We start from the raw sequence: 25,100 nt of genomic DNA, 5'->3' as shown, positions 1-25,100 counted from the left end.
ACGAGTCGGCGGTAGCGCCGCTGGCCATCGCCGATGTGTCGAACCAATCATGAATTGCGCCCCTACAAGGATGTCAGCGGGCGGTCCAGTGCCCGCAGCAGGGCCTCGTCGCGCTTATAGATATCGGGCCGAAAGACCATTCGGCCGGCGGCGTCCGGGTGGACCGTCCAGTAATGCAGGATAACCGGCATCGGTTCGGCCAGGGGCACGTTGCGGGTTCGCCCATCCGCCAGCAGGGCGCGAAGATTGCGCTCGCTGCCGGTATCGTCGAACAGCAGCTGGGCAAACTCCATGACGCCCTGCACGCGAATGCACCCGGAGCTGAAGGCTCGCTGCTGGCGGGCGAACAGCCCCTTGGCCGGCGTATCATGCAGATAGACGAGGTGGTCGTTGGGAAAGCGAACCACCACCTGGCCCAGCGCATTGCCCGGCCCGGCGGCCTGGCGAATCATCACATTGCCCGGGTTCGACCAGTCGACCCGGCTCGGGTCGAGCCGTTGCCCCGAGGGCGTCAGCACCTGCATGTTGCGCTGCGAGAGATAGCTGGCGTCGCGACGCACGCGGGGCAACACATCCTCGCGCAGGATGGTCGGTGGCACCGTCCAGGTCGGGTTGACGGTGAGGTGGGTGATTTTCGAGCGTAGCGTGGGGGTGCGTCGATAGGGCTTCCCCACCACGATGCGTGAACGCCAGACCTCGCCGTTGGGGCGGAAATAGCTCACCCGATAGCCGGCGATATCCACCAGCACGAAGGCCTCGGGGAGGCCGTGCATCAGCCAGCGGGCCCGCTCCAGATTGAGCCGAACCTGATCGATACGCTTGCCCACCGGCACATTGAGGGCCGTCCGGGTCCGCGGCCCCACGACACCATCCGCCTCCAGCAGGTGGCGGTCCTGGAAGCGCCTTACCGCGGCCTCCAGGCTGGCGTCGAAATGCTCCGGGGCCGGCGCCTCCAGATCGGCCAACGGCAGAATCGAGGCGTCTGCCGCCACGACCTCCAGCTCGCCGATCCGGGCCAGGCGTTCGCGCAGGATCGCGACATCCGGGTGCGCCTCGCCGAGGCGCAGAACCGGCCCGTTCTCGGGCAACACCGGCCATTCGCCAAGGCGCTGGATATGGCGATAGCGAGCCAGCCCCTGCTTGAGCTTCCGGTAGGGGGCATAGGCCGGACGCACCGCGTCGAACAGCGCCGCGATCTCCTCGGCCTCCACCGCCTCCGCGATCGTCGCGGCCGGCGGCAGCTGCGCGTTGATCGGTACCTCCCAGCCGGGATCGATGCTGTGTGGATCGACCTTGCCATGATGCAGATGGCCCAGCGCCGTCAACAGGGCGCGAGTCGCACGGGTATCGAAGCGCCCTCGGGCCCGGTCGTCGCCGGCCTGAGCCTTGCGATACGCGGCCAGCAGACGGTCGGCGCCGTAGTCGGCAGGATCCAGGCCATCCTCGGCCACCCCTTGCAGTGACTCGACCAGCGCCTCCACGTGAGACGCCCGGGTCCAGGCCGCCTGGAAGTCGCGCGATGCATAGAAGTCGCCCAGGGCGCCGTCTCGCTGCTCGAGGAGCGCCTCCACCGAGGTCACGGCGGGCTCCTGCCCTGTCGAATGTTCGGTCGACTGAACTGCCGAATGTTCGGTCGACGGCTCCGCCACGACCATGCCGGACGTCAGCATGGCCCCCAGCGCCATCGCACCTATTGCAACTATCGCGACAGATCGCCGCATGTTCGCCTCCAGAACCGTTTATGGGTAGCTTGATTAGTCGGCCTCGTCCTTTCATCATAGCGAGAAATCAGGAGGGAAGTTTTCATGATGCGACCACCGCGTGCCGCCTGGCTGCTCTGTGCGACAGGCCTGATGGCCGGCGCCCCCGCCTGCGCCGAAACGACTCTCGCCCAGGCCCTGAATCCCGGATCCCGGGACGGCGAGTCACTGACCCGGACCCTCACTCGCCTGGCGCCCCAGGCCAGCCGCGAGGTGCTCACGCTGGCCGCCAACGCCCTGTCCTGCGCCGACCCCGATGCCGACAGGCTGGCGGTCATCGATTACTCCCTGCCCTCCAGCGAACCTCGACTATGGGTCTTCGACCTGGCGCGCAAGACGCTGCTCTTCGAGGAACTCGTCTCCCACGGCCGCGGCTCCGGCAACGCCCTGGCCTCGCGCTTCTCCAATACGCCGGAGAGCCATCAGTCGAGCCTGGGGCTGTTTCGCACCATGAATACCTACTACGGTCGCAACGGCTATTCGCTGCGCCTCGAGGGGCTCGAAACGGGCGTCAATCATCTGGCCTATGATCGGGCCATCGTGATGCACGGCGCCGACTATGTCAGCGAGTCCTTTATCGAGCAGACCGGCCGCCTGGGTCGCAGCCTGGGCTGCCCGGCGGTCCGTCAGGAGGTTTCCTACCCGCTGATCGACAGCCTCAAGGAAGAGCAGTATCTGTTCGCCTACTACCCCGACCCCGAATGGCTGGAAGACTCCGCCTACCTCGACTGCAACCGCGACCAGGAACAGCGCCTGGCGCTGAACTGAGCCGCTTCCCGCCAGGCGACGCCCCTGCCTCATCGACCGAAGCGACAAACAGGGAGCAGGCCTGCCAGCACGCAGAGTGAGCCCTGCGTTTAAACTCCGCGAGCCCGTCGCCTTGCCAGCCCAGGGCCCGCCCACCATGCTCGGTGAAAAGGGGCACCACCCGCTCCGTCATTTGTCCAAGGCAGTATGCCCCAGCTACAGGAGGAACCCCCAGCGCCGCTGATGCTGTCAGGCCATCGTCATCTTCGGATGTCGAGCGCCGACAGTGCCGATACCAGGGCGTCATGAACGCCTGTTTCGCGACAATCAGGAGAGCTGCGCCGATGGTACGCATCGACAAGAAAGCCACCCGGCTTTACGTGCTGGACACCAACGTGCTGTTGCACGACCCCGCTGCCCTCTATCAGTTCGACGAGCATGAAGTGGTCATTCCCATGACCGTGCTCGAGGAGCTCGACAAGCACAAGAACGGCATCCGCGAGATCGCCCGCTCCGCGCGCCAGGTCAGCCGCACCCTGTCCGACCTTACCGCCGACGTCGGCCTCGAGCAGATCCGCGACGGCATCCCCATAGCACGCCTCAATGGCCCCGAAGGCCGCCTGCGCCTGCTCTGCTACTCCGACCTGAGCGGCCTCGAAACGCTGGATGACAGCCCCGACAACCGCATCCTCGCCGAGACCTGCCGCCTGCGCCGTGAGCGCAGCGACGCCTCGGTGATCCTGATTACCAAGGACATCAATCTACGCGTCAAGGCCGCCGCCCTGGGCGTACCGGTGGAGGACTACCTCACCGATCGAGCCTTTACCGACAGCGACGCCATGCTGGAAGGAGTGCATGTCTACCCGAATGGCGGCGGCGAGCTGTGGAACGATCTCGCTCTGGACGTCAGAGTGGAGCGCGAGCATCGGCACGTCATCTACCATCTGACCGGCGAGATCCCCGCCGACTGGCACCTCGGCATGCTGGTTGCCGACACCGAAGCCGGCTTCGAGGCCGTGGTACGCGAGCTAGGCGAGCGCTATGCCCGCCTGGAGCTTGCCACCAACTATCGGCACGGCGCCAGCGTATGGGGGGTGCACGCCAGCGACTGCCACCAGAACTTCGCTTTCAATCTGCTGATGGATGACGATATCGACCTCGTCACCATCGCCGGCAGCGCCGGCACCGGCAAGACCTTCATGACCCTGGCCGCGGCCTTCCAGCAGACCCTGGACAGCAAGCGCTTCGAGCGCCTGGTCTTCACCCGCGCCCCCATCTCCATGAGCGAGGATATCGGCTTCCTGCCGGGCACCGAGGAAGAGAAGATGTCGCCCTGGATGGGGGCCTTCCACGACAACATGGACAACCTGTTGCGCAACGAGGACGGCGAGTCCAGCTGGGAAAACGGCGCCACCCGCCAGCTGCTCGGGGCCCGGGTCCAGATTCGGGCCCCGGGCTTCATGCGCGGGCGCACCCTGAATGACACCTTCCTGATCATCGACGAGGCACAGAACTTCACGCCCAAGCAGCTCAAGTCACTGATTACCCGGGCCGGACGCAACACCAAGATCGTCTGCCTGGGCAACGTGGGGCAGATCGATACGCCCTACCTTACCGCCAACACCTGCGGCATGGCCGCACTGGTACAACGCTTCCGGGACTGGCCCCATGCCGGCCATGTGACCCTCAAGAGCGTCGAGCGCTCGCGTCTGGCACTGGCCGGCGAGGAACTCCTCTAGCCCGGCCCAGGGGCTCAGTGGCGATAGCGATTGACCGCCGCCTCGATCAGCGCCTCGCTCTCGCTGCCGGGCCCCTGCCTGAGCACCGTCTGGGCCTCGTGCCACAGGCAGACCGGCTTGCCGCAGGAGGCGCAGTGAACCATGTCGTCGGGATTTTTCACCCGGGACACACGCATCAGATGGCTACCGCAGCTCAGGCAGGGCACCGGCAGGCGAAAGTCTTCAGAGAGTCCGGACATGTTGTCATTCTCCTCTAGGCAGGACACGGATGCCTCAATCGTGACGAGGCTCAGGATGAATTACCACCCCGGGTGCATCAAGGCGTTCTCGGGGCCGGGTCGACGCCTCGCCGTCGAGCGACATGGCGGTACCGGCGCCACTCAGAGCCCCAGGCGCTGACTCAGCCAGTGGCCGATATCCGCCACCTGCTGGGGGCAGACGGCATGGGCCATGGGGTACTGGCGGTAGTGGGCGGGATAGCCCAGGGACTTGACCTTCTCGAAACCTGCGCGCCCCAGCGCCTCGGGCACCACCGGGTCGAAGCTGCCGTGATGCACCTCGACGGGCAGCTCACGGTTGGCCTCGGCAAGCGTGATGCTCTCGGCGGTGGCAAAGTAGGTGGAGAGCGCCAGGAGGCCGCCCAGCGGCTTTTCAAAGGAGAGCGCCGCCTGGTAGGCCACCGCCCCGCCCTGGGAGAAGCCGGCCAGGATAATGCGCCGACTGTCGATGCCGAGCTCGATCTGTTCGTGCACCAGGGCCTGGATGCGTTCGGCCGAGGCATTGAGCTGAGGCTCGTCGACGCGACGGTCGAGGCTCATCTCGTGGATGTCGTACCAGGCCGGCATCACCACGCCGCCATTGACGGTCACCGGCAGGCGCGGCGCATGGGGCATGATAAATCGGACGCTGGCATCGGCCGGCAGCGACAGGGCCGGTACCAGCGGCTCGAAGTCGCGGCCATCGGCCCCCAGGCCGTGAAGGATAAACACGCAGGCGTCGGCGGGCTTGTCGCCCTTGGGATCGATGATCAACTCACCGGGCTCGCTCATGAGTCAGGGTCTCCAGCACAAAAGGAATCACCCTAGCGCAATGCGCCCGGGCTGACCATCGGGAAATGCCATGCCCTAGACAGCAGAAAGGCCCGCCGAGGCGAGCCTTTCATCAACTGCAGAGCAGCCTACATCCGATCAGTCGATGACCTGGATGTTGGAGGCCTGGAGGCCTTTCTTGCCCTGAGTGACCTCGAAGGAGACCTTCTGGCCGTCCTGCAGGGTCTTGAAGCCGTCGGCCTGGATCTCGGAGAAGTGCGCGAACAGGTCGTCGCCGCTGTCGTCCGGAGAGATGAAGCCGTAGCCCTTGGTGTCGTTGAACCACTTGACGGTACCGGTAGCCATTATCGAATTCCTCTAATAGCACTTTGATTTTGCCGGGTAATACCCGAGTTGCAGTGGGTAAAACAAGATACGTTCCCGGGAAAATCGAGGCGCCAGAGCGTTCGATGCCTACCTGGGGTATTACGACTTGCTAACCAACTTTACCAAGCATGCCCCCTCGCCGGGCGCACGTCAAACACTATTTACGGGGCCATCTTTACGGACTATCTGGCAGGGCGTACGGGGCTATCGCGGATGGCGTGGCGGCTCGGGCAGAATCCCGGTACGGCCATGGCGCGCGTTATCGCGATATGTTGTGCTGACCGCTGGGCCATAGAGCAAAACACAGACATAGAGTAAAACACAGAAGAGGAGCGCCATGAGCCACGACACCACTCGGCTGAACCACGAGAGAAACCACTTCGCCGGCCACGACGCCATCTGGCTGTTCGGCTACGGCTCGCTGATCTGGAAGGCCGACTTCCCCTATCTCGAGCGCCGCCCGGCCCATATCCATGGCTGGGTGCGCCGCTTCTGGCAGGGCTCCCATGACCATCGCGGCACGCCGGAGGCCCCGGGTCGGGTGGCCACCCTGGTGCCCGAGCCGAAGGCGGTCTGCCACGGCATGGCCTATCGCATCACGCCCGAGGTGCTCGCCCCCCTCGATGTGCGGGAGAAGAACGGCTACCTGCGCGAGGTGACCACGCTGTGCTTCGATGATGCCCTCGGCGGCAGCACCCGGGGGCTGGTCTACCTGGCCGGCGCCGATAACGCCGCCTACCTGGGCGAGGCGCCGCTGGACGCCATCGCCCGACAGATCGCCTCCTCCCATGGCCCCAGTGGCCCCAACCGGGACTACCTGCTGCACCTCGCCGAGGCACTCCGCGCCCTGGAGGTCGAGGATGATCACGTCTTTGCCCTCGCCGCCCGCCTGCCCACGGCCGATTGACATTCCCCCACGGGGCCCATGCAATGGGGCCGTCTCTCATTGCCCCGGAGTGCCTCATGTCTTACCTGCCCCACCTCGCGTCACCTCCCCTGCGCTTCAGCGCCTATGGACTCAGCTTGCTGGGGCTGATCGCCTGCCTGATAGGCCTGAGCGTTGCCGGTGGCGCCTGGGGCTGGGGAGTGCTCATTTTCGGCTTGTTGGTCGCGCTGGGCACCTATGACCTCTGCCAGCACGGCCACACGGTCAGCCGTAACTACCCGATCCTGGCCCATCTGCGCTACAACCTGGAGTCGTTCGGCCCGGAGATTCGGCAGTACTTCATCCAGAGTGATACCGAAGAGGTGCCCTTCTCCCGCGAGCAGCGTCGTCTGATCTATCAGCGCGCCAAGGGCGTCAGCGACAAGCGCCCCTTCGGCTCGCTGCACCATATGAACCACACCGGCTACGAGTGGATGAGCCCTTCCCTGACACCGACCCATATCGAGCCCGATGACCTGCGCATCACGGTGGGCGCCGAGCGCACCCATCCCTATTCAGTCAGCGTGTTCAATATCTCGGCGATGAGCTTCGGCGCGCTCTCCGCCAATGCCATCAGCGCCCTCAACGATGGCGCCCGGGAAGGCGGCTTCTATCACGACACCGGCGAAGGCGCGATCTCGCCCTATCACCGCCGCGGGGGCGACCTGGTATGGGAGATCGGCTCGGGGTATTTCGGCTGCCGCGACGAGGCCGGCGGCTTCGACCCCGAACGCTTTCGCGAGGCGGCCCGTCAGGACGCCGTCAAGATGATCGAGATCAAGCTTTCCCAGGGGGCCAAGCCCGGCCATGGCGGCATTCTTCCCGGCGCCAAGGTCACCAAGGAGATCGCCAGCACTCGTGGCGTCCCGGAGGGGCGCGATGTCGTCTCGCCGGCGGCCCACACGGCTTTCACCACGCCCCGCGAGATGGTCGACTTCATCGTGCGCCTGCGCGAGCTGGCCGGTGACAAGCCCGTCGGCATCAAGCTGGCCCTCGGCCACCCCTGGGAGTGGTTCGCCATCGTCAAGGCAATGCTCGAGGCCGGTGAACATCCGGATTTCGTGGTCGTCGATGGCGGCGAAGGCGGTACGGGGGCTGCTCCCCTGGAATTTATCAACCACCTGGGCATGCCGCTGAACGAGGCGCTGCTGCTGGTACACAATACATTGGTGGGTGCCGGCCTCCGCGACCGGGTACGGCTGGCGGCGGCCGGCAAGTTGACCAACGCCTTCGATATCGCGCGCACCATGGCGCTGGGCGCCGACTGGTGCAACGCCGCACGCGGCTTCATGTTCGCCCTGGGCTGCATCCAGGCCCGCAGTTGCCACACCGACCGCTGCCCCAGCGGCGTGGCCACCCAGGATCCCCTGCGCGGCAGCCGCCTGGACGTGCCCACCAAGGCACAGCGCGTGGCCGGCTTTCACGCCAACACCCTCGCCGCCCTGGCCGAGATGCTGGGCGCCGCGGGGCTTCACCATTCCTCGGAACTGGGCCCGGAGCATGTGTCACACCGCCTCTCGCGCCACGAGATAAGAAGCTTCGCCGAGCTCCACGACTTCCTGACGCCGGGCGAACTGCTGGCGGGCGGCGCCGAGCACCACCCGGTGTTCCGTGATTTCTGGGATAGCGCCCGGGCCGACACTTTCGCACCGCCCGAGGCGCTGATGCGGCTGCGCGACAGCAAGCTCTACTAGCTCCTTTCGCTACCCGACGCCACCCAACAAGAGGGCCCGGCGCATTCCGCGCCGGGCCCTCTTCCGTCAGTCGTATTCGACCTCGACAACCTCGCCATCGCGGCTCTTGACCTCCAGCTCGCGACCATCGACGTCATAACCCTCGATCTCGACGCGACCATCGCGATCGGCCTGGATCTCCTCGAACTCGGCCAGGCCCTCGGCCACGGCCAGCGCCATGGCGTCGCGCACCTCGGCCTCGCTGAGCCCCCAGGCACCGCCGTCGCGACGCCTGCGCTCTTCCCTGAGGCTCTCGCCGCTGGCCGGGTCGAAGCTCACCTCGGCCTGCCATTCGTCATCGAGCCAGCCTTCCACCTCGAAGCGGCCGCCGCGCTTGGCCTCGATCTCCTCGAAGGCCTGAAAGCCGAAGTCAGAGGCCTGGGTCAGCACCTCATCGAGGCGCTCTGTCGCCAGGCGGTCATCGGCGGCCTGGGCCAGGCCGGCGGCCCCCATCAACAGGGCCAGCGAACCGGCCAGGACCAGGGGGCGTTGCGTATTGCGTTGCATGATGAATACCTCTTCTCCAGGGATTGCCGGGCCATTACACACCCTGTGACCTTGCCCCAGGGTGACGCCAGCGTTCATGCTCTGTTCATGTTCCCCCTGGCACCCTGTGAGCATGATGACGGCCTCTCCTCTCCCTCGCTTTCTCCTGCGCCTTGGCTTGCCGATGCTGGCCGCCCTGCTGCTCCAGGGCACCGCCCCCGCCTGGGCGGATAACGACTGGCAGGACCTCCATGCGGCGGTGCGCGAGGAGCGTATCGTGCCACTGCCCACGCTGCTCGACTGGCTGGAGGCACACTATGTGGGCCAGGTACTGGAGGTAGAGCTGGAACGCGACGATGACCGACTCGCCTACGAGATCGAGATGCTCGGCCCCCAGGGCCAGGTGGTGGAGTTCGAGTTCGATGCCGAGAGCGGTGAGCTGGTCGGCATGGAAGGGGTAAGGATCGATGCCATGCGCCGCCGGGAGGATGCACCATGAAGGTGCTGCTGGTGGAAGACGATCGTGCCCTGGGTGATGCTCTCTGTGAGGCGCTGGGCGACGCCGGGCTGCTGCTCGAGCGGGCCGAGAACGGCGGCGAGGCGGACTTTCTGGTGCGCACCGAGGCCTATGATGCCGTCATCCTCGACCTGGGGCTACCCGATGGCGATGGCAGTCGCTGGCTCGCCGAATGGCGCGATGATGGCATCGAGCTGCCGGTCCTGGTGCTCACCGCGCGCACTCGCTGGGCCGACAAGGCCGCCGGCTTCTCGGCCGGGGCCGATGACTATGTGACCAAGCCCTTCGAGACCGCCGAAGTGCTGTTCCGGCTACGCGCCCTGGTGCGACGCAGCCACGGCCACGCCCACCCGGTGCTGAGAATCGGCGAACTTACCTTCGACACCCACAGCGGCAGCGTCACCCTGGCCGGCCGCCCTATCAGCCTCACCGCCCAGGAATCGCGCCTGCTCGCCTACCTGGCCCACGCCGCCCCCCGGGTGGTCAGCCGCAGCGAGCTCGCCGAACACGTCTACGATCGCGATCACGAGCCCGACTCCAATGTTATCGATGTGCAGATCAGTCGCCTGCGTCGCAAGCTGGGCGCGCCGCGCATCGAAACCCTGCGTGGCCAGGGCTATCGCCTGGTCGACGCCGCCCCGGCCCCATGAGCCTGCGCCACCCTTCGCTTGCCACCCGGCTGGTATTGGCCAGCCTGCTGACCCTGGTCCTTTCACTGCCGCTGGCCGGCATCGGCCTCTCTCGCCACTTCCAGACGACCACCACCGAGGCCTTCGACCAGCGACTCGAATCGCTGCTGCGGGTGGTGATCGCCGGCCTGGCCTGGGATGACGCGGCGGGCCAACTGGTCCAGCAACGCACCCTGGGCGAGCCACGCTTCACGCGAGTGTTCTCGGGCTGGTACTGGCAGGTCAGCGACGGCGGAGCGCAGACCCTCGCATCGCGCTCGCTATGGGACCAGCGCCTGGCCACCGTCGACCGCCGCGAGGTTCTCCTACGGGATATCCAGGGGCCGCGCGACGCCTCGCTACGCGTCATCGAACGCGATATCCGGCTCGCCCCCCTGGCCTCACCGCTACACGTCGCCGTGGCCATCTCGCGTGAGCCCCTGGATACCGAACTCGCCCGGTTCGACCGCCTGGTGGCGCTGTCGTTGACTGGCCTGGGTGCCCTGCTGCTGGCCGCCCTGGCGCTGCAGGTCCACTGGGGGCTGGCGCCGCTGCGTCGACTGCGCCGGGGCCTCCGCCGAGTGGAGGATGGCGACGCCGAACGTCTCGATACCCGGTTACCCGCCGAGCTGTCGCGCCTGGCAACGGCCATGAACGGCGTGCTGGAGCGCGACCGCCGCCTGATGACCCATGCCCGCCATGCCGCGGGCAACCTGGCCCACGCCCTGAAGACCCCCGTCAGCACGCTGACCACCCTCGCCGACGGTGTCGAGGAGCCGCGCCGTACCCGGCTGCGCAACGAGCTGGCCCGCATCGATTCCGCCGTGCATCATCATCTGGCCCGGGCCACGGCGGCAGGCGACGCCGGCCTCGCCCCACGCATCACCGTGGGCGAGGTACTGGCCCCGATCATCGAAGGGCTGGGCCGGCTGGCCCAGCGCCGCGGTATCGCCCTGCATGCCGAGCTGCCGGCACCGCTATATCTGCGCATGGATGCCCAGGATCTCCAGGAACTGATCGGCAACCTGCTCGACAACGCCCTGCGCTGGGCCGAAACCCGGGTCCAACTCAGCGGCGGACAGGAGGCCGGAGGCGTGTGGCTGGCGGTGGAGGACGACGGCCCGGGTATGAACGCCGCCCAGCGCCAGGCCGCCATGGCCCGCGGTTCGCGCCTCGACGAGCGGCGTTCGGAGAACGGCCTGGGCCTGGCCATCGTCGAGGACCTGACGGAACTCCACGGCGGCAGGCTCACCCTCGACGAGGCCCCGTCGGGGGGGCTGCGCGCCCGGTTATGGCTGGCCGGCAGCGCGCTGAAAGAAACCTCGTGAGCCGGCGCTCACATCCGCGTATCGGCGCAGTCGTTGCGGTCCTCGAGCGGGATGGTGGCGTGATAAAGCCGGTGACGCCTGGACACTCACATCACCGGTACGCCGATCAGCCGGACATGCAGGTAGAACGCGAACAGGAGATAGGCCACCAGGCCGACCACCACGGTCGTAACGGTGCCTGCCACGCTCGGGGTGGCCATCTCGACCGGTGGACGCCGACGGGCCGCCCGAAAATCGAAGATTGCCCAAACCAGGAAGGCGCCAAACAACACGATATCGCCCAACCGCCCGTTGGCCAGCAGGTGGGAAAAGGCCCAGAGCTTCACCGCCAGGATCATCGGGTGACCCATCTTCGCCTTGAGATGATTGCGCGGCACATACGCCGCCACCAACAACACGAAGGCGGGTATCATGAACAGCGACACGACATGGCTTAAGCCCTGCGGCGGCTGCCAGACCCACACCGGGTCCAGGCGCGTCTGGCCATAGCCCCAGATCATCAGGACGAAACCGAGAAGCGAAGCCACCGAGTAGGCCGCTTTCCAGGGCAGCACCCCCATCCGCTGGATCTGGGCACCTCGCCAATCATCGGCCAGGATGCGTACCGAATGTACGCCGAGAAAGATCAACAGCCCGAGCAGCAGCACGGTCATGAACGAAACCTCCATCAATGAAAACAAGAACGGCGTGGAACACAGCCGCTGCCAGCGTAGTCGGTTGCTTGGGCAGCGGCCAGGGTTATCGGTGTCTCAGGAAGAGGCCTGACGCCGGCGCCAGAGGGCCAGGCCCGCGGCCATCACCAGCCAGGTCATGGCCGCGGCGATCACGTCGTCGAGCACGATGCCGACGCCGCCGGGAACCGCCTCGGCCAGGCTCACCGGCGGCGGCTTGGTGGCATCCAATACCCGATAGACCACGAAGGCGGACGCCAGTACCAGGGGCTGGCGCGCCGCGGCCTGGCCCACGACCGCCACGGGGAAGGCGACGATCTCGTCGAACACGATGCGCCCATCATCCTTGCCGCCCAGTGCCTGCTCGGCCAGGTGACACACCGGCACCGCGGCGAGCAGCAGCGCCAGCGTGACCGCCACCTGCACTCGCCGGGTTCGCCCCAGCAGCCACCAGGCCAGCACCAGACCGAGAAGCGAGCCCACCGTGCCCGAGGCCCAGGGTGAGAGCCCCAGGCCGAAGCCGGTGGCCAGCGCCATCAGGGGATCGGCCATCAGCCGGCCTCCCTGGCCTGGCGCTCGAGCTCCGCGGTCACGTCGTCGGGCAATGCCAGGGCCTTGCCCAACTGGTCGAGCCAGGCACGCTCCATGGCGTTCTGTTCATCGACCACCGCGACGCTGATCAGGTACATCTCCCGGGCCGCCTGGGGCGACTCGACCCGCGCCGCCAGGGCCTCGGCGTCCAACGGCGCCTGAAGCTGACGCTCCATCCAGGCGTGCAGTTCCTGGTCGGCCCCCAGGGCATCGACCTGCCCGGCGATCAGCTCGCGCTCCTGGTCATCGATATGGCCATCGGCGCGGGCGGCCATGATCATCGCCTGCAGCAGCGCCAGGCTACGCTGCTCCTGGGCCTCGCCGCCCAGCTGCTCCACCGGTTCGCCCTCGGCGGGCGACGCATCGCTCGGCTCGCCTGATGTGGACGAGTCGCCGCGTGAATTCTGCCACGCCTTCCAGGCCAGCATCCCCACGCCGGCGATGGCGCCATACTTGAGCGCCTTGCCGCCCAGTTTGCGCCCCCGCCTGGAGCCCACCAGCAGCCCCAGGGCACCACCGCCCAGCAGGCTCTTCACATCGAGCCCCGAGCCGCCGTCCTGGCCGTCGCGGCTCTGGCCACCCCCGAACTGGCGGGAGAGGCCGTCGAGCATGCCCTTGATATCCAGGCCGGAGCCGCCCGCCCCCTCGTCATTCGACCGGCCACCGGACTGACCACCGGCCTGCTGCATCAGTTGTCCGAGTATCTTGCTTGCGTTCATCACACTCTCCTCATGGCAGAACACTCCCCACCGGGCATGCCTGAACTCTATCCCAGGCTTCGATGTTTAAGCATCCGTTTCGCGATCCACTTCGACATCCACACCGCGACGCCGCATCATGAAAATGATAACCGGACACGAACAGGAGCCGCCTAATGAGCGTTACCCTCGATGATATCCGTATCGCCGCCGAGCGTATCCGGGGCAGTGTGGAGCGCACCCCCTGCCTGATCTCGCACACCCTGTCGCGAATCGCCGGCTGCGAGCTCTACATCAAGTTCGAGAACCACCAGTTCACCGCCGCCTTCAAGGAGCGCGGGGCGTTGAACCATCTGCTGACACTCTCCCAACAGGAGAGAGAGCGCGGCGTCATCGCCATGTCGGCCGGCAACCACGCTCAGGCGGTGGCCTACCACGCCGCACGGCTGGGCATCCGCGCCACCATCGTCATGCCCCGGCATACGCCCAACCTCAAGGTACACAATACCCGCAAGCTCGGGGCGGAGGTGCACCTCGAGGGCGAGGGCGTCGCCGAGGCCGGCGACTACGCCCATCGCCTGGCCGCCGAGCGCGACCTGGTCTTCGTCCACCCCTACGACGACGAACGCATCATCGCCGGGCAAGGCACCATCGCCCTGGAGATGCTCGAGGATACCCCGGACCTGGATGCCCTGGTGATCCCCGTCGGCGGTGGCGGGCTGATCGGCGGCAACGCCATCGCCGCCACCGAGCTCAAGCCCGACATCGAGATCGTGGGCGTGCAGACCCAGCGCTTTCCGGCCATGCAGCAGGCGCTGGCCGGAGAGGAGATCCATTGCGGACTCGCCACCCTGGCCGAAGGCATCGCCGTCAAGCAGCCCGGCACGCTGACCCTGCCCATCATTCGCGAACGGGTGCGCGATATCGTGCTGGTGGACGAGCCCGAGATAGAGCGCGCCATCCTGCTGCTGCTGGAGATCGAGAAGAGCGTGGCAGAAGGCGCCGGCGCCGCCGGCCTGGCCGCGGTGCTGTCCGATCCGGAACGCTACCGCGGCCGCAAGGTGGGACTGGTGCTGTGCGGCGGCAATATCGACATGCTGGCGCTCTCCTCGGTCATCCAGCGCGGCCTGGTGCGTTCGGGGCGTATCGTGCGCGTGCGCGTCGCCATTCCCGACGTGCCCGGCGCCCTGGCCGAGCTGACGAGACAGCTCGCCGAACAGCATGCCAACGTCATTCATATCGCCCACCATCGCACCTTCACCGACCTCTCGCTGCGCTCCACCGAGGTGGAAGCCACCCTGGAGACCCTGGGCAGCGACCACACCCGCGAGGTGATCGAGGCGTTGCGCCGCGACGGCTACGACCCGGTACTCCCCGCCAACGAGGTGCACCCGGACGAACGCTGGGCCGGCAGCGACGATTGAGGGGCCTGCCCCCTTGGAGGCATGGCGCCACCCGACCTTCCGGCGTACCCTATGGGCACCTTCCAGCGTGCAGAAAAGAGACGAGGCGATGAGCAGCAAGATCAGAGTCGAGGCCCCCCTGGTTATCCTCCATGGTGACGAAATGGCCCAGGTAGCCTTCGAGAAGATTCTCGATACCTTCGTGACTTCCCGGCTAGAGATTCCGCTCGTCGAGATCGACCTCTCCGCCGAGAACCGTCTGGTGACCAACGGCCAGGTAGTGATCGATGCCGTCGAGGCACTCAAGCGCCACGGCGTGGGCATCAAGAATGCCGGCATGACGGTCAACCGCACCCAGCTCGGCGAGCTGCTCGCCAAGCATCCCGACCTCGACGGTACCCGGCTGCACCCGCTGGCCACCAAGTCCCCCAATGGCGCCATCCGCAAGGGAATCGGCGGCAATATCACCCGCGAGGACATCCAGTTCCGCAACCTCCTGGTCAAGCGTCCCGAGTGGGTCGGCCGCGATATCGTGGTCGACACCATGGAGGTCGGTGGCATCAAGGACAGCTTCAACGAGCTCTCCCGCGACACCGGCGTGGTCAAGCTGATGTTCGTGGGCTCGAGCGGCGACCCGGTGGAACTGCACCGCCGCGAGGTGCGCAAGGGCGACCCCTGGCTGCTGGCCACCAACGACCTGGAAGACGTCAAGGCCTGGGCACATCGCTTCTTCCAGCGCGCCATCGACGAGAAGCGCGATATCTACCTGGGCCTCAAGGACACCGTCATCGCCGGCTATGACGGCGTGATGCGTGCCGCCATCGAGAGCATCTTCGAAGAGCACTACCGCCGGCAAGTCGAGGCGCTGGGCCTCGGCTACTTCTACGAGCTCATCGACGCCCAGGCCGCACGCCTGGTCGCCAACCCGCCGGAGCGGGCCATCTGGGGCGTGCCCGACAACAACACCGGTCGCAAGCTCTACAAGCTGGTCGAACAGCTCAAGGCGTTCGGTATCCCCGACCGCAAGGCCCAGGTTTCCATCTCGCGCATGAGCGCCGGCGGCGGCGACCAGTATGGCAGCTTCAACGCCCCCGCCGACGAGAACGGCATCCTCAAGGTAATCGTCGACGGCGAGGAAAAGCACGCTCGACACGTCAAGAAGGGTGACCCGATCCTGCTGATGTCCAACGATCACGCGGCGATCAAGGACTGGGTGCTGCAGGTGTTCCGCGATGCCTCGCGCAAGAGCAAGGAGGTCTACTTCGGCCTCAAGCGCGAATACATGGAATACGACGACGTGTTCAGCACCGTGATCACCGACGTGCGTCGCGAACTGGCCGACAACGATACCCCGCCTCCCTCGTTCATGATCATGCGACCCTCCAGTCAGCTCATGAAGATGATCACCGACCCACCCCGCAACGCCCTCTATCCGGCGCAGAACCTGGACGGCGACATCTTCTCGGATATCTCCGCCGCCCTCGGTGGCAGCCTGGCCACCGCCAGCTCGATCATCGAGAGCAAGGACGGGACCATGCTGTTCGAGGCGCCCCACGGCACCGCCCACGACCTCTACCTCAAGTACCTGGAGACCGATGGCCGCGAGGCACACTTCAACTCCTCCGCCCTGCTGTTCGCCGTGGCCAACGCCCTGGAGACCCTCGGCGAGCGCGAGGGGAGCCCCGCGCTGGTGGAGTACGCCCAGCGCCTCAAGGAAGCACTGATCGCGACCGTGGATGCCGGCTTCATTACCGGTGACCTCAAGGGCAAGACCAGCGACCCGGCCAACGAGACGCTGGTCGATATGCAGGGCTTCCTCGACGCCGTGGCCAGCCGGCTCTGAGCCCCGGACGCCGGTAATGCCGATGGGGCCCCTGCGCCGGCCCCATCGGCGATGCCAACGAGACGCGCGGCCCTAACGGCCGACCGCTCTCCCGCCAAGCGACCGCGGCACGGCGGCCACCCGCCGCCGAGATGTTTCCAATAAGAAAACCGGGATCCGTCCTTCGCCTTGCCTGCGGGGCTTTCAGCTTGCCTGGCGGGCTTCCGTCATGCCTTCCTCCCCTTCCGCCTTGCCGATATTCCAGGATTCCAGCCGGAATTCATTCCCATCTCCATTGTTTCCAATAGGAAACATCGTCTACTCTAGGCACCATGCTATCCGGTTGCCGCTATCCTTGAGGCATGCCGCTGCGTTTTCCCTGTTATCGGAGGCCCCCCATGAGCGAGCTGAAGCACACCCCCCTTCATGACCTGCACGTCGAGCTCGGCGCCAAGCTGGTGCCCTTCGCCGGCTATGAGATGCCGGTGCAGTATCCCCTCGGCGTCAAGAAGGAGCACGAGCACACGCGTACGGCCTGCGGGCTGTTCGACGTCTCGCACATGGGTCAGCTGCTGCTGCGCGGCCCCGCCCCCGCCGAGGCACTGGAGACCCTGGTACCGGGGGATATCGTCGGCCTGCCGGAGGGCATGCAGCGCTATACGATGTTCACCAGCGAAGATGGCGGCATCCTCGATGACCTGATGGTGGTCAACGCCGGCAATCACCTGTATCTGGTGGTCAATGCCGCCTGCAAGGCCCAGGATATCGCTCACCTGCGCCGCGGCCTGCCCGACGGACACGAGCTCGAGGAGCTGGACCGCGGCCTGATCGCCATTCAGGGCCCCCGGACCGCCGAGGTCCTGAAGCGCCTCTGCCCCGAGGTCAGCGAACTGGTCTTCATGCAGCATGGTCACTTCGAGATCGACGGCATTCCAGTCTGGATCAGCCGCAGCGGCTATACCGGTGAGGATGGCTTCGAGATCTCGGTGCCCGCCGACCAGACCGACACCCTGACTCGCCGCCTGCTGGCCGAGCCGGAAGTCGAGGCGATTGGCCTGGGCGCCCGCGACTCTCTGCGCCTGGAAGCCGGCCTGTGCCTCTACGGCCACGATATCGACACCACCACGACCCCGGTCGAGGCCGGGCTGATCTGGGCCATCAGCAAGCCGCGCCGCCGCGACGGCGAGCGCCACGGCGGGTTCCCCGGCGCCGACCTGATACTCCATCAGGTGGCCGAGAAGGACCACCGGCGCAAGCGCGTCGGCCTGCTGGGCGAGGGTCGCGCTCCGGTGCGCGAGGGCGCCCCGCTGCTCGACGCCGATGGCAACGAGATCGGCCGGGTCACCTCCGGTGGCTTCGGCCCCAGCGTAGGCAAGCCGGTCGCCCTGGGCTATGTGACCCTGGCCAACACCGAGGTCGGCACTACCGTTTACGCCGAGGTCCGGGGCAAGCATCTGCCCATGACCGTCAGCAAGACCCCCTTCGTCACCCCGGGCTACCATCGCGGCAGCTAACGCCCCAGGAACCTTTCCCAGCGGTGATACAAGACCCAAAGCCCCGTCCCGGCGACACCACGCCAGGATGGGGCCGCCACATCCGGGCCGCCTGATCCGGCCCGACCGACGGCAAGCCTCCAACCCCCGAGAGATCCTCGATGACTGCCACGCTCAACGCCCTGTTCGGCCCCGTACTACGCCTGGGCCTGATCACCCAGATTGCCATCGGCATCGCCTGCGGCATCCTGCTCGCCACCGTGTCACCGGAGCTTGCCGGCTCCTTCTCGCTGCTGGGTGAGCTGTTCGTCTCGGCCCTCAAGGCCGTGGCGCCCATCCTGGTGTTCGTGCTGGTCGCGGCCGCCATCGCCGGGCACCGCAAGGGACAGCCCACCCATATTCGCGGCGTGCTGATCCTCTACGTGGTCGGTACCCTGGTGGCGGCCCTCGTCGCCGTTGTCGCCAGCTTCACCTTCCCCACCACCCTGACGCTCGACATGCCCGAGGTCAGTGGCAACCCGCCGGGCAGCGTCATCGAGATTCTACACAACCTGCTGCTCAATGCCGTTGCCAACCCGGTGACCGCGCTGATGGAGGCCAACTTCATCGCGATCCTGGCCTGGGCCATCGGCCTCGGCCTGATGCTGCGCCAGGCCGGCGATGCCACCCGCCATACCTTGAACGACCTCTCCGAGGCGGTCTCCGGCATCGTGCGAGTGGTCATCCGCTTCGCCCCCCTGGGCATCTTCGGGCTGGTCGCCAATACCCTGGCCGAGGCCGGGCTGGGCGCGCTGCTCGAGTATGGACAACTGCTTAGCATCATCGTCGGCTGCATGCTGTTCGTGGCGCTGGTGACCAACCCGCTGATCGTCTTCTGGCAGACCCGCCGCAATCCTTATCCGCTGGTCTTCGCCTGCCTGCGCGGCAGCGCGATCACCGCCTTCTTCACGCGCAGCTCGGCGGCGAACATTCCGGTCAACATGGCGCTATGCGAGCGCCTCGAGCTCGACCCGGATACCTACGCCATCTCCATCCCGCTGGGCGCCACCGTCAACATGGCCGGTGCGGCGGTCACCATCTCGGTGATCACCCTGGCCGCGGCCAACACCCTGGGCATCAACGTCGACTTTCCCACCGCCCTGCTGCTGTGTGTGGTATCGGCGCTGGCCGCCTGTGGCGTTTCCGGCGTCGCCGGCGGCTCGCTGTTGCTGATCCCCATGGCCGCCAGCCTGTTCGGCATCTCCACCGACGTGGCCATGCAGGTCGTCGCCATCGGCTTCGTGATCAGCGTGGTGCAGGATTCCACCGAAACGGCCCTGAACTCCTCCACCGACGTGTTGTTTACCGCGGCCGCCTGCCGCGCCGTCGAGCGCCGCCGACACTGATCGGCGGCCACTCAGACAACAAGTGCCGCTCAAACAACACGCGCCACTCAGATAACAAGAACGACTACCCTGACAACAAGAGGTGAATGACTATGTCCATCAGCGTCTTTGACCTGTTCAAGATCGGCATCGGCCCCTCGAGCTCACACACCGTGGGCCCGATGCGCGCCGCCTGCGATTTCATCGGCGAGCTCAATGAGCGTGACCTCCTGTCCCGTGTCGCCCGGGTGGAGGTGCAGCTCTATGGTTCACTCTGCGCCACCGGCATCGGCCATGGCACCGACCATGCGGTGATCATGGGCCTGATGGGCGAGCGCCCCGACAGCATCGACCCCGATATCATCGGTCCCTCCATCGAGGAGCTTCAGGAGTCGGAGGCCCTGCGCCTGGGTGGACGATACAGCGTCTCCTTCCGCTGGGCCCGCGACATGCAGATGCTCGAGGAGAACCTGCCCCACCACCCCAACGCCATGCGCCTGATCGCCCATGGCCATGGCGGTGAGCTTTACCGCAACACCTACTACTCGGTGGGCGGCGGCTTCGTGATCGACGAGGCCCAGGCCGCCGAAGGAGCACTGGACACCGACCAGACCCAGCTGCCCTTCGACTTCCAGACCGGCGACGAGATGCTGCGCATGTGCCACGAGCACGGCCTGAGCATCAGCGAGCTGATGCTGGAGAACGAGAAGGTATGGCGCAGTGAGGCGGAAATCCACGAGGGCCTGCTGGCCATCTGGGCGGCCATGCAGGCATGCATCAAGACAGGAATGGAAGCCGAAGGCGTGCTGCCCGGCGGGCTCAACGTCAAGCGGCGCGCCCGTAAGCTGCATCAGAGCATGCTGGCGAGCCAGGACGACCACTCGCTGATCGCCTCCACCATGTCGGCCATGGACTGGGTCAACCTCTATGCCCTGGCGGTCAACGAGGAGAATGCCGCCGGCGGACGCATGGTTACCGCCCCCACCAACGGCGCGGCGGGTATCATCCCGGCGGTGCTCCACTACTACATGCAGTTCCGCCAGGACGCCACCGACCGCGACGTGGTGGAGTATCTGCTGACGGCCGGCGCCGTGGGCATCCTGTGCAAGAAGAACGCCTCCATCTCCGGGGCCGAGGTGGGCTGCCAGGGCGAAGTCGGCTCGGCCTGTGCCATGGCCGCCGCCGGCCTCACCGAGGTGATGGGCGGCAACGTCGACCAGGTGGAAAATGCCGCCGAGATCGGCCTGGAGCATAACCTGGGGCTGACCTGCGACCCGGTGGGTGGCCTGGTGCAGGTGCCCTGCATCGAGCGCAACGCCATCGCCTCGGTGAAGGCGATCAACGCCGCCCAGATGGCGCTGCGCGGCGACGGCGAGCACTTTATCTCCCTGGACAAGGTGATTCGTACCATGCGTGACACCGGCGCCGACATGCAGGCCAAGTACAAGGAAACCTCGACCGGCGGCCTCGCCGTCAACGCCATCGAGTGCTGAGGCGGCCCGGCCAGACAGTATCCTCTGTTAATATAGGGGGTTTACTCTATCCGCCGGCATCACGGCAACGGAGCCTTTAATGACACGCAAGGAAGCGGACCCCTACCGCCTCGACCAAGCACTGGTGTGGGATGGATTCAAGAGACTGTTACCCATCTCGCTATTCGTCACCATCTTCGGTACCGCCTTCGGCCTGGCGGCCACCCAGATCGGGCTCGGCGACGGCACCATCATGCTGATGAGCACCCTGGTATTCGCCGGCGCCTCCCAGTTTGCGGCCCTCGAGCTATGGGGACCGCAGATTCCGTTTTTCACCATGATAATCACTGTCTTCGCCATCAACGCCCGCCATCTGCTGATGGGCGCCACCCTCTATCCATGGCTTGAACCGCTCTCACCCGCCAGGCGCTACGGCATCATGCTGGTCGCCTCCGATGCCAACTGGGCCATGGCCACACAGGAATTCACCCGTGGTCGGCCGGGGCTGGGGCTGATGCTGGGCGGCGGCATCGCCCTGTGGATCTTCTGGGTCCTCGGCACCTGGCTGGGCCTGAACGTAGGCGGCGCCATCAGCGACCCTGCCAGCCTGGGGCTCGACATGGTGATGGGCTGTTTCCTGCTCGCCATGGTGGTCGGCGGTGAGAAGAACCTGCGCATGCTGCTGATCTGGGCGGTGGCCGCGGGGGCCTCGCTGCTGGCCTTCTACTATCTGCCGAAAAACAGCCACGTGGTGGTAGGTGCCATCGCCGGTGGCCTGGCCGGCCTCAGCTGGGGGAAGCGCAACCATGAACATTGAAGCGACCGGCCTGGGCACATTGATCATCCTCCTGGCCATGGCGGTAGCCACCCTGGCGACTCGCTGGGGTGGCGTTTTCGTGATGTCCTTCGTGCCCATCGGCTACCGAGTCAGACAATTCATTCACGCCATGTCCGGCTCGGTATTGGTGGCGCTGCTGGCGCCCCTGGCGGTAACCGGTGACAACGGTGCCCGCCTGGCCCTGCTGACCACCGCCGTGATCATGCTGGTGCTGAAGAAGCCCCTGCCGGCCATCGCCGGGGGCATCCTGGTGGCGGCGCTGTTTCGCCAGCTCTCGCCCATGCTGGCCTAGTGATGCAGGTCCGTCGCGAGCAGAGCCTCGATCTCCTTGACCAGCGCGAGTGACACCTCCGCCCCATGCGCCAGGCTGCGGGCACGCTCACGATAGCGGCGCTGAGAAGGGAGACGCGCCCCCTGTCCGAGTATCGCGTCGAACAGGAGCTCCGAACGCTCCATGTGGGCGGTCGATGACTGCCCCGTCAGGCGCGAGGGATCAATGGCAATGATCAACTCGCCATGGTAGGGCAACCCAAGCCGGCCCTCATCATGCTCACTGGATTCGACGCTGAGCAGGTCGCCGATCAGCGGGCCGGCCATCAGCTCGATCATGATCGCCAGCGCCGACCCCTTGTGCTCCCCAAAGGTGGTCATGGCGCCATGATCGAGCACCTCGGCGGGATCGCTGCAGGGGGCACCGTGACGATCGACGCCCCATGCCTCGGGGATCGCCCTCCCCTCCCGCCGATACAGTTCGATGTCACCCCGTGCGATGGTGCTGGTGGCAAAATCGAAGATGAAGGGTGCGTCGCTGGGATAAGGCCAGCCAAAGGCAATGGGATTGGTGCCCAGCAGCGGCTGCTTGCCACCATTTGGCGCCACATAAGCCTGGGTAGGATTGCAGGCAATCGCCACCAGCCCCTGTTCGGCAAGCCTCTCGAGCTCGACCCACAGAGCCGTGGAGTGCACGCAATGGTTAATCGCCAGCAGGGCGATTCCCGCATCTCGCGCCTTGGTCACCAGGTGCGGCAGGCCACGCTCGAAGGCGCAGGGGGAAAAGCCCCCCTTGGCATCGACGCGCACCACAGCGGGGGCCACATCCGCTACCTCGGGGACCGCGTCGGCAACCGCGCCCCCCTTCCTGACGGTATCGATGATGCCCAGCAGCCGGTAGATGCCGTGCGAGTGGCTCGCATCCAGCTGTGCGGCCACCAGTGTCCTACCGAGGGCGTCGGCCTGTTCTTCGCTAAAGCCATGATGTATCAGGACCCGATGACACAGGGCCATCAGTGCATCACGGTCGAGGTGGAGAGTCGCCTCTTGGCGCGCTTCAAGGTCCTTCATGAGTTCCTGCTCCTTAAAAGTTCAACGCTCGTCACCATGACGGACCACTCAGCTGTTCGGGCAGCCACATCGCCAATGCGGGGAAGGCGAGCGGCTCTCTAACCATCGGCTAGCGCCACGTTGTTGCGACCGCTGTGCTTGACGCGATAGCTGGCCGCATCAGCCCGGTCGAGAATGGCATCGATGCTTCTGTCGTCCGGTCTAAAGCCACTGACCCCGATGCTGGCAGTTACCTTCCAGTATTGTCCCTGCTGCTGTATCACGTCAGAGGCAATGCGTTCGCACAGCATTTCAGCGAGAGTCCGTGCTCGCTCGATGCTGCACCCTGGCAGCAACACGACGAACTCATCACCGCCCAGGCGTGCGACAGGATCGTTGCTGCGCATCACGCCGCGCGTCGTGGCGGCGACCTGCTGCAGCATACGGTCTCCCAGGGCGTGTCCGCCCTGGTCGTTGGCCTCCTTCAGGTTATCCAGGTCGAAGACCATGACCGATGCCTGGGTGCCAGCTTTCTGCCATTCGGCCAGCGCCTCTTCCAGCCGGCGCACCAGGCCTCGCCGGTTGAGCAGTCCGGTCAGCGGATCATGCTCAGCTTCCCAGCGACGCTGGTCGGCATCCTTGCGCCGTTGAGTGATGTCGCGGATGGTGCCGACAGCACCAACAAACTCGCCGTCAATATGTATCATTCGGGCATGCACATCGACCCAGCGCAGCTGATCGACGTGATCCCGGAAGCGAAACTGGCGCGTAAACTCCTGCTGCCGGGAGAGGCTCTGCATCCAGGCCGCTTCCACCGAAGCGCGATCATCGGGATGGATGCGATCGACCCAGGTATCCAACTCCTCCGATGCAGAAGGCCCAATGGCCTCGTATACCGCCTCGTTGATAAACGTCGGCTGTCCGAGGGAGTCGGTAACAAACATGCCCTGGGGAGACGCCCTCAACGTAAAGTGCAGCAGGGCCTCACGGCGCGAGAGGTCCCGCAAGCTGGTCATTCGGGCCTGCTCGGTTTCGTTGATGACGTCGATAATCCGGCGCAGTTCCGGCATGCGAGTGGGGATATCGAGGACGTGACGCCGCTGGTCGCGAAGCGCCGTCACCTGTTCTGCCAGACGGGCCAACGAGCACAGCGCCAGCCAGATCAGCACCACGACGAAGGGCAGGACCAGCCCCATCGTCCACAGGGCGTAACGCGAGATCCGCTGCATGCCGTCAATCAGCGGCACTTCGGCCTGGGCCCTGGGCAGATGCACGCCAACGATCCAGTCGGCCGACCAAACCTGACGATATGCCACCAGCGCGGGCTCCCCGGCAGCCGTGGTGCCCTTGGCTTCGCCCTGCCAGCCATACAGCGCTCGATCCAGCGCCGGAAGAATGTCGTCGGATAGCTCGGTGACGCCCTGCTGCTGGCCGGGCTGGTAGAGCCGCTGGCCAGAGGCGGTGGTAATGGTGACGTGCCCCTCGGCTCCCAGGCGCAGGCGATTGAACCCCTCGAAGAGACGGCTCTTGTTGATATCGATCGCTCCACCCAGGAACCCGGTATAGCGCCCCTCGGCATCATGCAGCGGTACCAGCAGCATCACCATGGACCGGCCGCTGACTCTCGATACGAAAGGCTCGCTGACGTGAGGACGCTGGAAGGCGTGCATGAAGCGCGCATAATCACGATCCGCAAAGCTGGCCCCCACTCGCCCTTCGCCGGTAGGCCATGATGTATCCATGACGCGACTGTCGAGATCGAACAGCGCCAAGCTTTCAAAGTAAGCCATCAAGGCCTTGGCCTGTTCCGCAGCAAGCGCGCCCCGAGTCGGCTCCGGGATATCCTGTGCGAGCCCCTTCAGCGCCTGAAAACGCTCATCGACCTGGTTCGCAATGGAGTTGCGTATCAGCTCGGCCTCATAGTGGAGGTGCTGGCGGTTGGTTTCTTCCACCAACATGTAACCCGCCTGCCAGCCGTATGTCAGCAGCGTTATACACAGCACGCCCCACAGCACCCCGGCACCGACCAGCAGGCGCCCACGCAGCGTGAGCAGCGCGTACTTCAGGTGACCGAGGGGACGGGTGACGAGACCCCGACTCATCCTTTTAA

24 protein-coding genes are annotated in these 25,100 nt (G+C 66.0%); 14 read left to right on the top strand and 10 right to left on the bottom strand.

Annotation, left to right across the window (positions count from 1 at the left end; all coding sequences use genetic code 11):
- Positions 1-62 precede the first annotated feature (62 nt).
- Positions 63-1,721 carry a L,D-transpeptidase family protein gene (locus tag Q358_RS0106055; protein ID WP_027961230.1) on the bottom strand — a complete coding sequence of 553 codons (1,659 nt, stop codon included), beginning with the start codon at positions 1,719-1,721 and terminating at the stop codon, positions 63-65.
- Between the two features lie 84 nt (positions 1,722-1,805).
- Here Q358_RS0106055 and Q358_RS16690 point away from each other — a divergent pair, with 84 nt between their 5' ends.
- On the top strand, positions 1,806-2,528 hold the full coding sequence (locus tag Q358_RS16690; protein ID WP_156940866.1) for a murein L,D-transpeptidase catalytic domain family protein: 723 nt from the start codon (positions 1,806-1,808) through the stop codon (positions 2,526-2,528).
- Between the two features lie 323 nt (positions 2,529-2,851).
- The gene (locus tag Q358_RS0106045; RefSeq protein ID WP_027961229.1) at positions 2,852-4,246 is read left to right on the top strand and encodes a PhoH family protein; all 1,395 of its coding nucleotides are present in this window, start codon (positions 2,852-2,854) and stop codon (positions 4,244-4,246) included.
- 14 nt (positions 4,247-4,260) lie between these two features.
- Here Q358_RS0106045 and Q358_RS0106040 read toward each other — a convergent pair whose 3' ends face one another.
- The 3 genes from Q358_RS0106040 to Q358_RS0106030 all read right to left on the bottom strand — a co-directional run bounded on the left by Q358_RS0106040 (position 4,261) and on the right by Q358_RS0106030 (position 5,640).
- A complete protein-coding gene (locus tag Q358_RS0106040) occupies positions 4,261-4,485 on the bottom strand; it encodes a hypothetical protein (RefSeq protein ID WP_027961228.1) in 225 nt (74 codons plus the stop codon).
- A 141-nt stretch (positions 4,486-4,626) separates the two neighbouring features.
- Entirely contained in the window at positions 4,627-5,295 is a 669-nt protein-coding gene (locus Q358_RS0106035) for an alpha/beta hydrolase (RefSeq protein WP_027961227.1), read from the bottom strand.
- A 138-nt stretch (positions 5,296-5,433) separates the two neighbouring features.
- Positions 5,434-5,640 (bottom strand): cold-shock protein, encoded by a 207-nt coding sequence (locus tag Q358_RS0106030; RefSeq protein ID WP_027961226.1) that lies wholly within the window; start codon positions 5,638-5,640, stop codon positions 5,434-5,436.
- Positions 5,641-5,998: 358 nt separating this feature from the next.
- Here Q358_RS0106030 and Q358_RS0106025 point away from each other — a divergent pair, with 358 nt between their 5' ends.
- Positions 5,999-6,568, top strand: a complete 570-nt coding sequence (locus tag Q358_RS0106025; protein WP_027961225.1) for a gamma-glutamylcyclotransferase — start codon at positions 5,999-6,001, stop codon at positions 6,566-6,568.
- Between the two features lie 56 nt (positions 6,569-6,624).
- Positions 6,625-8,280 carry an FMN-binding glutamate synthase family protein gene (locus tag Q358_RS0106020; RefSeq protein WP_043487752.1) on the top strand — a complete coding sequence of 552 codons (1,656 nt, stop codon included), beginning with the start codon at positions 6,625-6,627 and terminating at the stop codon, positions 8,278-8,280.
- A gap of 66 nt (positions 8,281-8,346) precedes the next feature.
- Here the strand turns inward: Q358_RS0106020 and Q358_RS0106015 are convergent, their stop codons facing one another.
- Complete coding sequence (locus Q358_RS0106015) at positions 8,347-8,826, bottom strand: PepSY domain-containing protein (RefSeq protein WP_043487750.1); 480 nt, start codon at positions 8,824-8,826, stop codon at positions 8,347-8,349.
- A gap of 112 nt (positions 8,827-8,938) precedes the next feature.
- On the opposite strand from Q358_RS0106015, the gene Q358_RS16685 reads away from it, so the two are divergent.
- From Q358_RS16685 to Q358_RS0106000, 3 genes are read left to right on the top strand one after another with little or no spacing between them, the layout of a single operon-like run.
- Positions 8,939-9,304, top strand: a complete 366-nt coding sequence (locus Q358_RS16685) for a PepSY domain-containing protein (RefSeq protein WP_043487748.1) — start codon at positions 8,939-8,941, stop codon at positions 9,302-9,304.
- A complete protein-coding gene (locus tag Q358_RS0106005) occupies positions 9,301-9,972 on the top strand; it encodes a response regulator transcription factor (RefSeq protein ID WP_027961222.1) in 672 nt (223 codons plus the stop codon). Before Q358_RS16685 ends, Q358_RS0106005 begins: the two co-directional genes overlap by 4 nt.
- Positions 9,969-11,318: a sensor histidine kinase gene (locus Q358_RS0106000; RefSeq protein ID WP_027961221.1), complete on the top strand. Its 1,350-nt coding sequence runs from the start codon at positions 9,969-9,971 to the stop codon at positions 11,316-11,318. The genes Q358_RS0106005 and Q358_RS0106000 overlap by 4 nt, the downstream gene beginning before the upstream one ends.
- Before the next feature lie 86 nt (positions 11,319-11,404).
- Here Q358_RS0106000 and Q358_RS0105995 read toward each other — a convergent pair whose 3' ends face one another.
- The 3 genes from Q358_RS0105995 to Q358_RS0105985 all read right to left on the bottom strand — a co-directional run bounded on the left by Q358_RS0105995 (position 11,405) and on the right by Q358_RS0105985 (position 13,299).
- Positions 11,405-11,971, bottom strand: a complete 567-nt coding sequence (locus Q358_RS0105995) for an NnrU family protein (protein WP_027961220.1) — start codon at positions 11,969-11,971, stop codon at positions 11,405-11,407.
- A gap of 96 nt (positions 11,972-12,067) precedes the next feature.
- Positions 12,068-12,541 (bottom strand): phosphatidylglycerophosphatase A family protein, encoded by a 474-nt coding sequence (locus Q358_RS0105990; RefSeq protein ID WP_027961219.1) that lies wholly within the window; start codon positions 12,539-12,541, stop codon positions 12,068-12,070.
- Positions 12,541-13,299, bottom strand: coding sequence for a tellurite resistance TerB family protein (locus Q358_RS0105985; protein ID WP_027961218.1), 759 nt, complete (start codon positions 13,297-13,299; stop codon positions 12,541-12,543). Before Q358_RS0105985 ends, Q358_RS0105990 begins: the two co-directional genes overlap by 1 nt.
- A gap of 155 nt (positions 13,300-13,454) precedes the next feature.
- Between Q358_RS0105985 and Q358_RS0105980 the strand changes: the two genes are divergently transcribed.
- The 7 genes from Q358_RS0105980 (at position 13,455) to Q358_RS0105950 (ending at position 21,962) form a co-directional block, all read left to right on the top strand.
- Entirely contained in the window at positions 13,455-14,702 is a 1,248-nt protein-coding gene (locus tag Q358_RS0105980) for a threonine ammonia-lyase (protein ID WP_027961217.1), read from the top strand.
- Positions 14,703-14,790: 88 nt separating this feature from the next.
- Positions 14,791-16,524: an isocitrate/isopropylmalate family dehydrogenase gene (locus tag Q358_RS0105975; RefSeq protein WP_027961216.1), complete on the top strand. Its 1,734-nt coding sequence runs from the start codon at positions 14,791-14,793 to the stop codon at positions 16,522-16,524.
- Between the two features lie 377 nt (positions 16,525-16,901).
- The gene (gcvT, locus tag Q358_RS0105970; RefSeq protein ID WP_027961215.1) at positions 16,902-18,017 is read left to right on the top strand and encodes a glycine cleavage system aminomethyltransferase GcvT; all 1,116 of its coding nucleotides are present in this window, start codon (positions 16,902-16,904) and stop codon (positions 18,015-18,017) included.
- A 140-nt stretch (positions 18,018-18,157) separates the two neighbouring features.
- The gene (gene sstT, locus Q358_RS0105965; protein ID WP_027961214.1) at positions 18,158-19,381 is read left to right on the top strand and encodes a serine/threonine transporter SstT; all 1,224 of its coding nucleotides are present in this window, start codon (positions 18,158-18,160) and stop codon (positions 19,379-19,381) included.
- 92 nt (positions 19,382-19,473) lie between these two features.
- Positions 19,474-20,853 carry an L-serine ammonia-lyase gene (locus Q358_RS0105960; protein ID WP_027961213.1) on the top strand — a complete coding sequence of 460 codons (1,380 nt, stop codon included), beginning with the start codon at positions 19,474-19,476 and terminating at the stop codon, positions 20,851-20,853.
- Between the two features lie 79 nt (positions 20,854-20,932).
- Positions 20,933-21,649 (top strand): AzlC family ABC transporter permease, encoded by a 717-nt coding sequence (locus Q358_RS0105955; RefSeq protein WP_027961212.1) that lies wholly within the window; start codon positions 20,933-20,935, stop codon positions 21,647-21,649.
- The gene (locus Q358_RS0105950; RefSeq protein ID WP_027961211.1) at positions 21,639-21,962 is read left to right on the top strand and encodes an AzlD family protein; all 324 of its coding nucleotides are present in this window, start codon (positions 21,639-21,641) and stop codon (positions 21,960-21,962) included. Before Q358_RS0105955 ends, Q358_RS0105950 begins: the two co-directional genes overlap by 11 nt.
- On the opposite strand, the gene Q358_RS0105945 is transcribed toward Q358_RS0105950, so the two are convergent.
- Both Q358_RS0105945 and Q358_RS0105940 read right to left on the bottom strand, forming a co-directional pair.
- Positions 21,959-23,011 carry an Ldh family oxidoreductase gene (locus tag Q358_RS0105945; protein WP_084286457.1) on the bottom strand — a complete coding sequence of 351 codons (1,053 nt, stop codon included), beginning with the start codon at positions 23,009-23,011 and terminating at the stop codon, positions 21,959-21,961. The two genes, Q358_RS0105950 and Q358_RS0105945, sit on opposite strands and share 4 nt — an antisense overlap.
- A 98-nt stretch (positions 23,012-23,109) precedes the next feature.
- Positions 23,110-25,092: a diguanylate cyclase gene (locus Q358_RS0105940; RefSeq protein ID WP_051530208.1), complete on the bottom strand. Its 1,983-nt coding sequence runs from the start codon at positions 25,090-25,092 to the stop codon at positions 23,110-23,112.
- Positions 25,093-25,100 lie beyond the last annotated feature (8 nt).

It is taken from the genome of Halomonas halodenitrificans DSM 735 (genome assembly GCF_000620045.1).
GTDB classification, from domain to species: Bacteria; Pseudomonadota; Gammaproteobacteria; order Pseudomonadales; family Halomonadaceae; genus Halomonas; species Halomonas halodenitrificans.
The sequence above is the reverse complement of the archived record's forward strand: the minus strand, read 5'-3'. Positions and strand labels throughout refer to the sequence as shown.

Excerpts from the sequence above, each read along its gene's own strand:
- Q358_RS0106055 (WP_027961230.1), bottom strand. The coding sequence starts at position 1,721 with ATGCGGCGATCTGTCGCGATAGTTGCAATAGGTGCGATGGCGCTGGGG.
- Q358_RS16690 (WP_156940866.1), top strand. The coding sequence starts at position 1,806 with ATGATGCGACCACCGCGTGCCGCCTGGCTGCTCTGTGCGACAGGCCTG.
- Q358_RS0106045 (WP_027961229.1), top strand. The coding sequence starts at position 2,852 with ATGGTACGCATCGACAAGAAAGCCACCCGGCTTTACGTGCTGGACACC.
- Q358_RS0106040 (WP_027961228.1), bottom strand. The coding sequence starts at position 4,485 with ATGTCCGGACTCTCTGAAGACTTTCGCCTGCCGGTGCCCTGCCTGAGC.
- Q358_RS0106035 (WP_027961227.1), bottom strand. The coding sequence starts at position 5,295 with ATGAGCGAGCCCGGTGAGTTGATCATCGATCCCAAGGGCGACAAGCCC.
- Q358_RS0106030 (WP_027961226.1), bottom strand. The coding sequence starts at position 5,640 with ATGGCTACCGGTACCGTCAAGTGGTTCAACGACACCAAGGGCTACGGC.
- Q358_RS0106025 (WP_027961225.1), top strand. The coding sequence starts at position 5,999 with ATGAGCCACGACACCACTCGGCTGAACCACGAGAGAAACCACTTCGCC.
- Q358_RS0106020 (WP_043487752.1), top strand. The coding sequence starts at position 6,625 with ATGTCTTACCTGCCCCACCTCGCGTCACCTCCCCTGCGCTTCAGCGCC.
- Q358_RS0106015 (WP_043487750.1), bottom strand. The coding sequence starts at position 8,826 with ATGCAACGCAATACGCAACGCCCCCTGGTCCTGGCCGGTTCGCTGGCC.
- Q358_RS16685 (WP_043487748.1), top strand. The coding sequence starts at position 8,939 with ATGATGACGGCCTCTCCTCTCCCTCGCTTTCTCCTGCGCCTTGGCTTG.
- Q358_RS0106005 (WP_027961222.1), top strand. The coding sequence starts at position 9,301 with ATGAAGGTGCTGCTGGTGGAAGACGATCGTGCCCTGGGTGATGCTCTC.
- Q358_RS0106000 (WP_027961221.1), top strand. The coding sequence starts at position 9,969 with ATGAGCCTGCGCCACCCTTCGCTTGCCACCCGGCTGGTATTGGCCAGC.
- Q358_RS0105995 (WP_027961220.1), bottom strand. The coding sequence starts at position 11,971 with ATGACCGTGCTGCTGCTCGGGCTGTTGATCTTTCTCGGCGTACATTCG.
- Q358_RS0105990 (WP_027961219.1), bottom strand. The coding sequence starts at position 12,541 with ATGGCCGATCCCCTGATGGCGCTGGCCACCGGCTTCGGCCTGGGGCTC.
- Q358_RS0105985 (WP_027961218.1), bottom strand. The coding sequence starts at position 13,299 with ATGAACGCAAGCAAGATACTCGGACAACTGATGCAGCAGGCCGGTGGT.
- Q358_RS0105980 (WP_027961217.1), top strand. The coding sequence starts at position 13,455 with ATGAGCGTTACCCTCGATGATATCCGTATCGCCGCCGAGCGTATCCGG.
- Q358_RS0105975 (WP_027961216.1), top strand. The coding sequence starts at position 14,791 with ATGAGCAGCAAGATCAGAGTCGAGGCCCCCCTGGTTATCCTCCATGGT.
- gcvT (WP_027961215.1), top strand. The coding sequence starts at position 16,902 with ATGAGCGAGCTGAAGCACACCCCCCTTCATGACCTGCACGTCGAGCTC.
- sstT (WP_027961214.1), top strand. The coding sequence starts at position 18,158 with ATGACTGCCACGCTCAACGCCCTGTTCGGCCCCGTACTACGCCTGGGC.
- Q358_RS0105960 (WP_027961213.1), top strand. The coding sequence starts at position 19,474 with ATGTCCATCAGCGTCTTTGACCTGTTCAAGATCGGCATCGGCCCCTCG.
- Q358_RS0105955 (WP_027961212.1), top strand. The coding sequence starts at position 20,933 with ATGACACGCAAGGAAGCGGACCCCTACCGCCTCGACCAAGCACTGGTG.
- Q358_RS0105950 (WP_027961211.1), top strand. The coding sequence starts at position 21,639 with ATGAACATTGAAGCGACCGGCCTGGGCACATTGATCATCCTCCTGGCC.
- Q358_RS0105945 (WP_084286457.1), bottom strand. The coding sequence starts at position 23,011 with ATGAAGGACCTTGAAGCGCGCCAAGAGGCGACTCTCCACCTCGACCGT.
- Q358_RS0105940 (WP_051530208.1), bottom strand. The coding sequence starts at position 25,092 with ATGAGTCGGGGTCTCGTCACCCGTCCCCTCGGTCACCTGAAGTACGCG.